Source organism: Sulfuricurvum sp. PD_MW2 (assembly GCF_002633015.1).
In the GTDB taxonomy this organism is placed as follows: domain Bacteria; phylum Campylobacterota; class Campylobacteria; order Campylobacterales; family Sulfurimonadaceae; genus Sulfuricurvum.
On record NZ_NSIU01000009.1, the window covers coordinates 67973 to 78808 of the forward strand.

Consider the following 10836-nt stretch of genomic DNA (forward strand, 5'->3'; position numbering starts at 1 on the left):
CAAGAATCCTTCTTTTCATAAGCTAAGTTTACCAAAATTTCCATAAGGTACCGTGGCAATTTTCATAAGTTTCACGCTACAATAAAGAATTAACTTTTACTAGGAGCTACGGATGGCTGAAAAAGAAGAAACTGAAACCGAAAACGAAGAAGGTAAGAAAAAATCGGGGAATATGCTCCTGATCATCATTATTGCTGTATTACTACTCATTTTGATCATCGGCGGTGTGGTAGGTTTTCTGATGATGAGCAATCATGATGCCGAAGCAGAAGCGGGTCACGGCGCAAAAACTGAAGTTGCGGCAGAAGGACATGCGCCAGAAGGTGAAAAAGCTGCAGAAGGACATGCGGCAGAAGGTGAAGGTCATGGAGGCGGTGAAGCAGCTACGACAGAAGTGGGGATCATGTTTCCATTGGATACGTTTACCGTTAATCTCCTCTCTGAGAGCGGTCGCCGTTATTTAAAATGCCAACTGAATCTTGAGATGGAAGGAAAAGAGTTATCTCCTGAATTGGAAGAGAAAAAGCCTGTTTTCCGTGATATTATCATCCGGGTTTTAAGTTCAAAATCGCTCGAAGAGATATCAACCGTAAAAGGTAAAGAGAAACTCAAAGAACAAATCGTGACTGAACTCAATATGCGTCTTAAAGACGGCAAAGTAAAAAATGTCTATTTTACTGACTTTGTGGTGCAATGATCGGTATCGACCTCATCAAAACCGATCGTATGAAACGCTTGATTGAGCGTTTCGGCGATCGTGGACTAAAAAAATTTTTATCCCAAAACGAAATACTATTAATCAAAAATCATCGCAATGCAGCAGGGTTTTGGGCGGCAAAGGAAGCATGTGCAAAAGCACTGGGTTGTGGCATAGGAAGCGAATGCGGCTTTCATGATATCATTCTCTCCAAAACCTCCAAAGGTGCACCTCTGATCACCCTTTCAGAGAGTGCAATGAAACGCTTCAACATTTCATCCCTTTCAGTATCCATCACCCATGATGGAGATTATGCCGTTGCTGTTGTTGCAGTGGAAATATCCCATTAAATAAGGAAACTGTTTGCAAGAACTCCTAACCATTCAAAAATATGCCTCAAAGCATCATATCAGTGTATTTAACGTTATTAAAAAAACGATGAGCGGTGAATTACCAACCGTTGTGAAAGAAGAGAACGGCAAAGAGATTACATATATTGTGGTGAACCCTTCATCAACACAGCCTAAAAACAATCTCAATAGCACCGATAATGAAGAGTTTGAAATTGACTATAAAAAAGCGTATGAAGATTTGAACAAAGAGTATCTGATTCTCAAAACCAAATACGATAAGCTCTTAGCCTCCACACAGGGTGAAAACTAAATCACCCTCCCCCGACAAAATCGAGCAGTTCAATCGTATCGCCCTCTTTAAGCTGCGTCGTTCCCCATGCATCTTGTTTGACAATCTCCATATTCAGAGCCGATGCCATAACACGCTCTTCCACCCCTAACGATCGGATGAGATCGAGCATAGTTGATCCCTCTGCTAACTCTTTGATTTCACCGTTTACTTTTATCTGCATTGTTACTCCTACATCGACATTCGAATCAATTGTGCGATTTGAAAATTTTTCTTGGCAATCGCGAAATCATACGCAGTTGCACCGTCATTGTTTTTTATCTTCGGATCCGCTTTGGCTTTGAGCAAAAAATCAACCACCGCTTCGTTACCGCTATATGCCGCTTGATGCAAAGGGGTAATCCCGTCTTTGTTGGCAAGATTCACATCCGCTCCGCGCATAACAACAAACGTCACCAACTCTAGGTCTCTCATTTTGACCGCTAAAATCAACGGGGTATACCCATTGAAATCCTGTGCATTGATATCTGCACCGTTATCAAGCAACAGTTGCGCGATTTTCAGATCACCCATTTTGATGGCAACATGCAATGCACTCAGCCCTGCACCGTTTTGCTCATCTACGCTATGCTTGGAAGCCAAATAGGCTTTGATTTTCGCTCCATCCCCTTCATACGCTGCGTCATGAAGCACTCCGCCAAACACACTCGTCGCGATCAACACTAAAAGAGCTATTTGTCGCATCACTACTCCTGAACGAACCGTATCATCTTAAACCGTTCCCCCATCAGTGAGGGGGTGATCAAAATTTTTACTTTTTCCAGTTCTTGGGTATAAATCGCATCACCCGCATGCTCTTTAAGCATCGCAAGAAGATCCAAAATCCCCATTTCAATCAATGCAACCAACTGTGTTGCGTATTGTACACACTCAATTTTTTGCGCTTCATACGCTTCTTTGACATGAGTAAAATTCACATCATAAGTGATATCACTTTTGCCGAAAGCTTCAGAACGCTTGAGCGCTTCATCAAAAAGGGGAAATGTTTGATGATTTTCATACACACGAATTGAAAAATCGCTTCGTGCATCGAGTTCTCCATAATCGAAACTCATAAATTCAAAACGCTTCGATGCACCTTTCATCGCTTCGGCAAAGGATTCGTATCCTAGTGCGATTTCCCCTCGATCTTGCTTATATTTTTCAGCCAATGCCGCGATTTTAGGATCATCTACATCAAAAATAATCTCATGATTTTCAACACGGGCTATTTTCCCTTTGTAAAACAGTTCACACCCAAAAGCGTCAAAAATTTCGTTTGCAACAAAAAAGGTGGATTGCTCATTTAACTCGCCAAGATCGCTATAGTGTTCCAAAGCAACTGCATTTCCGAATGATTCATCAAAATACTTTTTTTGAGCCGTTCTGAGGCTTTCGAAACGCTCAACGATTCCAAAGCGAAGCGTCTGCAAAAGTTGCGGACGCAATGTGTGAATAAACTCGATAATATCAGCCAACAAATAGCCGTGATGAGCACCGATCTCACAAATCAGTGAATCAGGACGGAGAAACCCCTCATCTAAGCGTTTGATGATATGTTTCGCTATCGTCCCGCCAAAAAATTTTGAGGTACTGACCGCCGTATAAAAATCCCCTTTTTTACCGATAGGGCGATAAGACGCATAGTACCCTTGCGCTCCATAGAGCCAATCATTCATATAGTCACTAAAACGCACTAGTATCCTTAAAGTGTTGCAATCGCTTTTTCAAGACGTGCAAACCCTTCATCAATATCCGCTTTCGTGATGGTAAGCGGAGGAAGGAAACGGAGTGTATTGCGCCCTGCTTTGAGGACGATGACCCCTGCTTCACGTGCTGCGTTGATAATTTTTCCTAGCGTATCACCATCAACGACACGGAGACCTCGCATCATACCTAGCCCGACATGTTCCAAAAAGATCGCAGGGTGTGAAGATGCAAATGCAGCTAGCGCTTTTTCAAAATACAAAAGGTGCTCATCCAATTCGCCGCTTGATTTTAGTTCTTCAAGAATGTCAAGTACTTCATTGGCTGCTGCTGTCGAGAGATAGTTCCCGCCAAAAGTCGACCCGTGATCCCCAGGAGCGAAAATATCTTTTTTGCTCGTCATAACAACACCGATCGGTACGCCGCCACCGAGTCCTTTTGCCAACGTAATGACATCCGGCTCGATCCCATAAAGGTTTGATGCTAAAAATTCACCCGTGCGGTAAATTCCGGTCTGCACTTCATCAACCATGAGCAGAATATCGCGTGATTTCAGCAATGCGGCCAATGCCTGCACTTTTGCACGATCTTGCGGTTGAACACCGCCTTCACCTTGTACCAGTTCGATCATCACCGCAACGGTATGATCGTCTAATAACGATTCGATTTCATCAATATTTTTCGCATAAACGAATCCATCCGGAAAAGGGCCGAAATAGTTGTGCATCGACTCTTGTCCGGTCGCTTTGAGCGCAGTAATCGTACGTCCGTGAAACGAGTGATCGAGAGTGATAATTTTATAGCGTTTCGGTTGACCTTCTACCTCTCCGTATTTGCGCGCGATTTTGATCGCCCCCTCATTTGCTTCGGCTCCGCTGTTGCCGAAAAAACATTTCATATCATAACCGCTGAGTTCAACAATGCGACGTGCACACTCTGCTTGAGGCTCAATATAATAGAGATTCGATACATGGATCACTTTGCTTACTTGATCACATATCGCTTTGGTCAAACGATCATTGCCATGACCTACGCTACATACAGCAATCCCTGCGGCAAAATCGATATACTCTTTGCCGTTGCTATCGGTCAAAATCGCATTTTTTCCTGAGACGAAACTCACATTTTGACGTCCATACGTCGTTAATACATAGTTTTCAAAATTTTTAGTCATTTTTTTGTTACCTTTATTTTATTTTCTTGATACACAGCACACTCCCCTTCATAGCTTAGTAATGCAGGGGTCAGTACATTCACATTCGGTGTTCCTGAATAGATCAATACACAATCTCGCCTTAACCTTGTATCGTACTGAACAACCATATCGACCACTCCGCTAGGTGATACGAGGGTCACTGTCTCACCCTCCTCAAAGCCGGCTTCCGGATGGATAAAGACACCCGATGATCGTTTAAACTGTGAATTGAGCCCTTGGGGATTTTTTGCAGTGATAAGATAAAACCCTTCCGACGTATCAACGCCTAAATCGATTTCATCCAAAAACTCAAACTCACCATCAGGAAATCCATCTTTATAGGGAATATCCGCTTTGCTATGTCGGTATTCTACACCCTCTTCCGACTTGATTTGACGTCGAAAGCGATCCAAATAATACGCTTCATCCTCAAACTCAATGCCAAACGCATCACACAATTTTTTTGTTAAATCGTATTCGCTGATCCCAATATCACTCTCGCACAATCGATGCATCTCTTGAAATGTATAATCGCCGTACGAGCTGCGAAAATCACTTTTTTCCAGAAAAGTCTTTGCCGGTATGACCAAATCTGCCGCATGCGATGTTTCATTCTCATACAAGCCAAAATAAACTCGAAATTTAGCATTCTCAAATGATCTTCTGACTCTATTGCTATCAGGCATTTGAGCCAACGGATTGGAACCTTGAATAAAAACACAATTATACTTTGAAAAATCGACAGTAGGTTTACTAATCCGTTTGGATATGGTTTTAAACGGCAGTTCAATCCCCTCCAGAGAATTTCCTAAATAACTCACACCGCACCCTGGTTTGCCAAAAAGCCCCATGATTGCCCCAAACCCGTCAATCGCTCGAAGTACATCCGCGCCATGCCTATATTTTTGAACTCCGACACCCACTAAAATGGCTGTTTTTTTCCTTCGTATCAATTCTAAAACGGTACCGATTTCACCCAAAGAAACATCGATCGCTTCAAGTGTTGCTTTAATCCGAACACTTTGCGTCAATTCATAAAAATCGTTATAACCGCTTGCATGTTCTTCCAAAAACGCTTCATCATGCAGCCCCTCTATCATTGCAAAACGGCTCAATAATAAAGCCAACTGCAAATCACCGTGAGGTTTGATTTGAATGTGTAAATCCGCTTTTTGTGCCAGTGCCGTTTGGATTGGATCGATAACAATGATTATTTTATTCTCCAAAAACGGAAGCAAATGAGAATGGGTGGTATGAAGATTACGCCCCCACACAATCACGACTTCACTTTCAGCAATCATCTCAGGTGTCAGAATGTGATTTTTTCCTCTACCCGACAATACACCCGCTTCGCCGGCACCGTCACACAGACTCCCTGAGGTACCGATTGCACCATACGAAGCAAAAAAATGCTCACATGTGCGTTGCATCATACCTACATTACCGCTGCCGCGGAAATAAAGGGTCTGATCCGGTTTGGTTTCTCTCAATGTCTCAACTAAAACTTCAACAGCTTCATCTAATGAAATCTCATTCCCTCTCCATCGGGCTTTGACTAATCGCGGCTGTTCGTGAAAATGGTTGAGATTCGGACACAAATAGCCTCGTGTCACAGGGTGCGATTTATCCCCTTTAATTTTACCTTTGTCATCGATGACAATACGGCATGCATCATAACAATCAAGAGGGCAAGCTGTTGTTTGATTCATAATCGATCAAATTTCTTTCAAGAATTGGAATTATTTAACATTATTGGCGCATTTTACCTCTCACACCCTTTAGTTTTTAGTAAAAAAAACCCCTGAATTGGATATGATTAAAGAATATAAATATTTCGAGGTCATTATGTCTTTGCTAGAACACGTTGATGCCGCTACCAATCTGGCTAAAAACAATGAAGTGCAGCTATTGGTTTTTAAAATCGATTCCGCAGAAGAATCCCCATATTATGCTATCAATGTTTTTAAAACTCGTGAGGTCGTTGAATCAAAACGCCACCATTTAACTCAAATTCCGGGAGCACACCCTCTCTTAGAAGGGACCATCGTCTTACGCGAACTCCAAATTCCTATTTTAAATCTTCCGCGATGGTTGGGAGTAGAGCTATCCGAAGATAAACGCAAAGCCTCGAACTTGCTTATCTGTGATTTTAACGGGATTGTCATCGGGATTCGGATCATGTTCGCTTACCGTGTCGTCAAGAAAAATTGGAATGAAATGCATGCTCCTGATAGCTATCGGTTGGGAGATGATGGTCTTGTCATTAACGATACCCGACTTGATGATGGCAGCCTATGTTTGGTTCTCGATTATGAAAAACTTTTAGCCGATGTTATTCCTCAAGCCATGGTCAATATCGATAAAGCGGCAAAAGAGCTTCAAACAATGCCTCTTCCTGAAAAACTTAAACATGGTGTCGTTCTCATAGCAGAAGATTCAAAAACTGCTCAGCGCCATTTACGCCAAATTTTTGAACATGCCCATGTCGGCTATCAAATCTTTAATAACGGTAAAGATTTAATCAATTTTATCGCCAAACATCCAAATCCGGCTTCTATTCCTGCAATCATCACCGATATCGAAATGCCGGAAATGTCAGGTTTTACCGTTATCCAACATCTAAAAGCCAACCCTCAAACAAAATCAATCCCTGTGATTGTCAACAGTTCGATGACCGGCGACAATAATAAACGGGAAGCTTCGAGCTTAGGAGCAGACGGTTTTATTGATAAAACGAAAAGTGAAAATATTTTGTCTTTGATTATTGAGAAGATGAACGCAGAAACAACGAAAATGCTCCCCCGCTAAGGGGAAAAAGAAGAGTAAGTTAAAAACTTACTCGACTACCGCCAATACTTGGCCAGCTTCGATTTTATCATTTACTTGAACATTGATAGATGTTACTTTTCCATTACGCGGAGCGACAACATCGATCTCCATTTTCATCGCTTCTAGGATCATAATTTTATCCCCTGCATTTACACTGTCACCCACTGCTGCAACAAGTTTAAATACTGAACCTGGAAGTTCTGCGCAAATTGCGTTAGCGTTTGCTACTGGTGCTGCTGCCACTGGTGCCGCTACTGGAGCTGCCGGTGCCGCTACTACTGCCGCTGGTGCCGCTGCTTGAACCACTGTAGCGTTTCCGCCTACGATTTGTACGTTATATGATTGTCCGTCTACGATTACTGTGTATGTTCCGTTTGCCATAAGAAGATTCTCCTGTTGTGATTGATTTGATTGATTTGATTCAGCCGTTTTCGGGCCATTTTTTCGAACGTTAACGGTTGCTTCCCCTTTGAGGAATGCAATTCCTTTGACATCACATGATGCAGCGATAAAGATATTTTCATCAGTTGCTTCAATCCCTTCGTCAGTCAAACGTTTTGTCCAATACGCGATTGATTTTGTTTCGTCACGATCCGCAATGTCGATTGCATTTTCAGTGGTCGGCTCAAGTTTAAGTTGTTCTGCCGCAATACGGACGATTTCCGCATCCGGAGCAGTAGGTGTTTTACCAAAGTAACCCAATACCATTTTTCCATAACCCGGAGCGATTTTTTTCCATGGGCCCATAAGCGCGTTGTTAAGTGCTTGTTGGAAATAAAATTGTGAAACAGGAGTAACGGATGTACCGTATCCCCCTTTTTCAACAACTTCCCGCATTGCACGGATAACTTCCGGATAACGGTCCAACATATTGTTATCACGCATCATTTGAGTATTTGCCGTCAATGCACCACCCGGCATAGGGGAGAATGGAATCAATGGAGAAACCTGCGTTGCTTCCGGTGGCATGAAATAGTCTTTCAAGCAATCTTGAAGCACATCTTCATATTTGAGGATTTTTTCAACATCAAGTCCGCCGAGATCGAAATTTTTCCCTTTGACGGCGTGAAGCATCGTCAATATATCCGGTTGTGATGTACCACCGCTCACAGGAGCTGCCGCCATGTCGATACCATCAACACCGGCATCCAATGCCGCAAGGTAACATCCGACGCTTACACCCGCCGTTTCGTGTGTATGAAGGCGAAGATGGGTCCCCTCAGGAACCAACCGACGCGCCATCTGTAGTGTTTCATACACTTTTTGCGGGCTCGATGTTCCGCTCGCGTCTTTGAAACAAATTGAGCTGTACGGAATGCCCGAATCTAAAATTTCGCGAAGCGTTTTTTCATAGAACGCCACATCATGAGCACCGACACATCCAGGAGGAAGATCCATCATAGTCACAACAACTTCATGTTTCAAACCATGATGAGCAATACGTTCTCCCGAATATTTGAGGTTCTCAACGTCGTTGAGCGCATCAAAGTTACGAATTGTCGTCGTACCGTGCTTTTTAAACATTTTGGCATGAAGATCAACCATCTCTCGACTGCCGGTATCAAGCATTACTGTATTGACCCCGCGTGCAAGCGTTTGAAGATTTGCGTCCGGTCCTACGATAGAGCGAAAACGATCCATCATATCAAACGCATTTTCATTTAGATAGAAAAAAAGACTTTGGAAACGGGCACCGCCTCCAAATTCAAAATGTCGGATTCCCGCCTCTTTGGCCGCTTCGACTGCAGGAAAGAAATCTTCCATTAACACCCGTCCGCCGAAAACCGACTGAAAGCCGTCGCGGAACGTTGTGTCCATCACATCGATGTATTTTTTTGCCATTTACGTAATCCCTACTTCTTAGTATTATGACGGTGATGAATTGCCGCTACAACTGCAGCAATCCCTAACAAACCACCGTTTTGTGAATTTTCAAGTTCATGATGATGAAGCGCAGCCGCAATTGCAGCCACTTTAGCCCGAGTATCATTGTTTTCTAAATCATGGTGATGCAAAGCAGCCGCAATGGCAGCTACTTTTGCACGTTCCGCACGTTCATCCAACGATACAACAGCTGCTTCACTTGCAAAGTTCTGAGATTCCGGGGCATTTTTGGATTGAAACATTGTCAAATATTTCATTACTGTATTGAGTAATGCCATTCGATATCCCCTATTTAGTTTGCACGCGTAATCTTTACACGATGCGTGATTTTAGTATAAAGTTCATTAAAATAGATTTACTGAACCTTCTTTCAATGAACCTTTTAGTTTCTTTCGTTACAATCCGCCTCACTATTTTATACACAGAGGTATCTTATGGATCTTAGTAAAATCGGTTACGGTGAAAACCCGGATAAAGTAAAAGCGATTATCGAAATCGCATGCGGTTCAAACATTAAATACGAAGTTGAAAAAGAGAGCGGTGCATTGGTACTTGATCGTGTTATGCACTCTGCAATGTACTACCCGGCAAACTACGGGTTTGTCAACAAAACCCTTTCACAAGACGGTGATCCGGCAGATATCTTGATCTTAACCGAATATCCTATGGTTGAGGGGTGTGTAATTAACTGCCGACTTGTCGGTGTATTGATTATGGAAGACGAAAGCGGTATCGATGAAAAATTGCTTGCCGTTCCGACATCAAAAATCGATCCGACATTCGAAGAGATCCAAGATCTAAATGATATTCCAAAACACACTTTGGCAAAAATCCAAAACTTCTTCGAAACCTATAAATTGCTTGAACCGGGCAAATGGGTAAAAGTAAAAGGGTTTGAGGACAAAGCTTCAGCAACCAAAATCCTTGAAGATGCTATCAAAAACTATAAAGAGTAAACTATAATGATCGATTTCGACTCTCCTGATTTTTTTGCCTATGCGATTTTTGGATTAATACTCAATTTTGTATTTTCTATCGCTTTTGGGCTTTACCTTAGCAAAAATATCGGAGTCGAGGAGATGATGCTCTCAAAAGGAGATCGTGTACAGCCCTGGTGGCTTGCCCTCTCCCTTGCATTCCCTTATGCTAAAATGGTTATCACGCTCTATCGGGTTGCTATTTTACAATTCTATTTTCTCGATCAAGGGAAAAGTCACAAAGAGTATTGGATATATCTGACTTCTACCGACGATCGTCACTAAAGATCATTTCTCTTCTTTAATACACCATTTTCGAATGAGTGTATCGTGCAACCCTTCTCTCTCTTTTAGCGCACCTGTTTCTGAACGTTTTAGTTTTGCATTCCACTCTTTTTGATCAAATGCAGGATCAACCACTGCCAAACCGTGACGCAATAACATCTCACTATACGTTTCAGGACCGTTTGCGTATAAAACACACCCTTCTTTGATCGTTTCGTAATGATAAGATTGCTGTAGAATCAAATGTTCACGCGCAAACTGCCGTTGATGCGGATGAGAAAGATAAAACGATTCAATACTCGATTTGCACTCTTGCGGCGCTGCACCATTAAGTATCATTTTTTCTAAAGTAATTACACCGAATGGTTCACAGGGTATCGTATGATTTTGATACAAAAGAGTTTGTTTTGCATTATTTTCAATCCCGCTCAATAATCCAATCGTAATTTCTGCATGCAAAGGGAGTGTTGCGAACAAGGTCAATACTAATCGGACAATTTTTGTTTCATTTTTACTCATGGGCATTTTTTTTACCTTTTTTTTTGATACTTTTAGAAAATTTTTACTCCGAAACTTAAATT

The 10836-nt window shown here is 42.2% G+C and carries 14 protein-coding genes; 6 read left to right on the forward strand and 8 right to left on the reverse strand.

Annotation, left to right across the window (positions count from 1 at the left end; translation table 11 throughout):
* Positions 1-112: 112 nt before the first annotated feature.
* From fliL to CJD30_RS06035, 3 genes are read left to right on the forward strand one after another with little or no spacing between them, the layout of a single operon-like run.
* Positions 113-697, forward strand: coding sequence for a flagellar basal body-associated protein FliL (gene fliL, locus CJD30_RS06025; RefSeq protein WP_294917385.1), 585 nt, complete (start codon positions 113-115; stop codon positions 695-697).
* Entirely contained in the window at positions 694-1047 is a 354-nt protein-coding gene (acpS, locus tag CJD30_RS06030) for a holo-ACP synthase (RefSeq protein WP_294917387.1), read from the forward strand. Before fliL ends, acpS begins: the two co-directional genes overlap by 4 nt.
* A 13-nt stretch (positions 1048-1060) precedes the next feature.
* Positions 1061-1360, forward strand: coding sequence for a hypothetical protein (locus CJD30_RS06035; protein WP_294917388.1), 300 nt, complete (start codon positions 1061-1063; stop codon positions 1358-1360).
* A gap of 1 nt (position 1361) precedes the next feature.
* Here CJD30_RS06035 and thiS read toward each other — a convergent pair whose 3' ends face one another.
* The 5 genes from thiS to CJD30_RS06060 are packed head-to-tail and all read right to left on the reverse strand — an operon-like array spanning position 1362 to position 5989.
* Positions 1362-1562: a sulfur carrier protein ThiS gene (gene thiS, locus CJD30_RS06040; RefSeq protein WP_294917391.1), complete on the reverse strand. Its 201-nt coding sequence runs from the start codon at positions 1560-1562 to the stop codon at positions 1362-1364.
* Between the two features lie 8 nt (positions 1563-1570).
* Entirely contained in the window at positions 1571-2083 is a 513-nt protein-coding gene (locus CJD30_RS06045) for an ankyrin repeat domain-containing protein (RefSeq protein ID WP_294917393.1), read from the reverse strand.
* Positions 2084-2085: 2 nt separating this feature from the next.
* Positions 2086-3075, reverse strand: coding sequence for an SAM-dependent methyltransferase (locus tag CJD30_RS06050; RefSeq protein ID WP_294917395.1), 990 nt, complete (start codon positions 3073-3075; stop codon positions 2086-2088).
* Positions 3076-3083: 8 nt separating this feature from the next.
* Complete coding sequence (locus tag CJD30_RS06055; protein ID WP_294917397.1) at positions 3084-4259, reverse strand: aspartate aminotransferase family protein; 1176 nt, start codon at positions 4257-4259, stop codon at positions 3084-3086.
* The gene (locus CJD30_RS06060; protein WP_294917399.1) at positions 4256-5989 is read right to left on the reverse strand and encodes a molybdopterin-dependent oxidoreductase; all 1734 of its coding nucleotides are present in this window, start codon (positions 5987-5989) and stop codon (positions 4256-4258) included. Before CJD30_RS06060 ends, CJD30_RS06055 begins: the two co-directional genes overlap by 4 nt.
* 103 nt (positions 5990-6092) lie before the next feature.
* Between CJD30_RS06060 and CJD30_RS06065 the strand changes: the two genes are divergently transcribed.
* Positions 6093-7088, forward strand: coding sequence for a chemotaxis protein (locus tag CJD30_RS06065; protein WP_294917401.1), 996 nt, complete (start codon positions 6093-6095; stop codon positions 7086-7088).
* Between the two features lie 27 nt (positions 7089-7115).
* Here CJD30_RS06065 and CJD30_RS06070 read toward each other — a convergent pair whose 3' ends face one another.
* Both CJD30_RS06070 and CJD30_RS06075 read right to left on the reverse strand, forming a co-directional pair.
* A complete protein-coding gene (locus tag CJD30_RS06070) occupies positions 7116-8951 on the reverse strand; it encodes a biotin/lipoyl-containing protein (protein WP_294917404.1) in 1836 nt (611 codons plus the stop codon).
* A gap of 11 nt (positions 8952-8962) precedes the next feature.
* On the reverse strand, positions 8963-9271 hold the full coding sequence (locus CJD30_RS06075; protein WP_294917405.1) for a hypothetical protein: 309 nt from the start codon (positions 9269-9271) through the stop codon (positions 8963-8965).
* Between the two features lie 156 nt (positions 9272-9427).
* Between CJD30_RS06075 and ppa the strand changes: the two genes are divergently transcribed.
* Together ppa and CJD30_RS06085 are read left to right on the forward strand one after the other, a co-directional pair.
* On the forward strand, positions 9428-9949 hold the full coding sequence (gene ppa / locus CJD30_RS06080) for an inorganic diphosphatase (RefSeq protein WP_294917408.1): 522 nt from the start codon (positions 9428-9430) through the stop codon (positions 9947-9949).
* A 6-nt stretch (positions 9950-9955) separates the two neighbouring features.
* Entirely contained in the window at positions 9956-10255 is a 300-nt protein-coding gene (locus tag CJD30_RS06085) for a hypothetical protein (protein WP_294917411.1), read from the forward strand.
* Between the two features lie 3 nt (positions 10256-10258).
* Here CJD30_RS06085 and CJD30_RS06090 read toward each other — a convergent pair whose 3' ends face one another.
* Positions 10259-10774: a hypothetical protein gene (locus CJD30_RS06090; protein ID WP_294917413.1), complete on the reverse strand. Its 516-nt coding sequence runs from the start codon at positions 10772-10774 to the stop codon at positions 10259-10261.
* Positions 10775-10836: the final 62 nt, after the last annotated feature.

Bases quoted from the DNA above. Each gene is read 5' to 3' on its own strand.
- fliL (WP_294917385.1), top strand. From the start codon at position 113: ATGGCTGAAAAAGAAGAAACTGAAACCGAAAACGAAGAAGGTAAGAAA.
- acpS (WP_294917387.1), top strand. From the start codon at position 694: ATGATCGGTATCGACCTCATCAAAACCGATCGTATGAAACGCTTGATT.
- thiS (WP_294917391.1), bottom strand. From the start codon at position 1,562: ATGCAGATAAAAGTAAACGGTGAAATCAAAGAGTTAGCAGAGGGATCA.
- CJD30_RS06045 (WP_294917393.1), bottom strand. From the start codon at position 2,083: ATGCGACAAATAGCTCTTTTAGTGTTGATCGCGACGAGTGTGTTTGGC.
- CJD30_RS06055 (WP_294917397.1), bottom strand. From the start codon at position 4,259: ATGACTAAAAATTTTGAAAACTATGTATTAACGACGTATGGACGTCAA.
- CJD30_RS06060 (WP_294917399.1), bottom strand. From the start codon at position 5,989: ATGAATCAAACAACAGCTTGCCCTCTTGATTGTTATGATGCATGCCGT.
- CJD30_RS06065 (WP_294917401.1), top strand. From the start codon at position 6,093: ATGATTAAAGAATATAAATATTTCGAGGTCATTATGTCTTTGCTAGAA.
- CJD30_RS06070 (WP_294917404.1), bottom strand. From the start codon at position 8,951: ATGGCAAAAAAATACATCGATGTGATGGACACAACGTTCCGCGACGGC.
- CJD30_RS06075 (WP_294917405.1), bottom strand. From the start codon at position 9,271: ATGGCATTACTCAATACAGTAATGAAATATTTGACAATGTTTCAATCC.
- ppa (WP_294917408.1), top strand. From the start codon at position 9,428: ATGGATCTTAGTAAAATCGGTTACGGTGAAAACCCGGATAAAGTAAAA.
- CJD30_RS06085 (WP_294917411.1), top strand. From the start codon at position 9,956: ATGATCGATTTCGACTCTCCTGATTTTTTTGCCTATGCGATTTTTGGA.
- CJD30_RS06090 (WP_294917413.1), bottom strand. From the start codon at position 10,774: ATGAGTAAAAATGAAACAAAAATTGTCCGATTAGTATTGACCTTGTTC.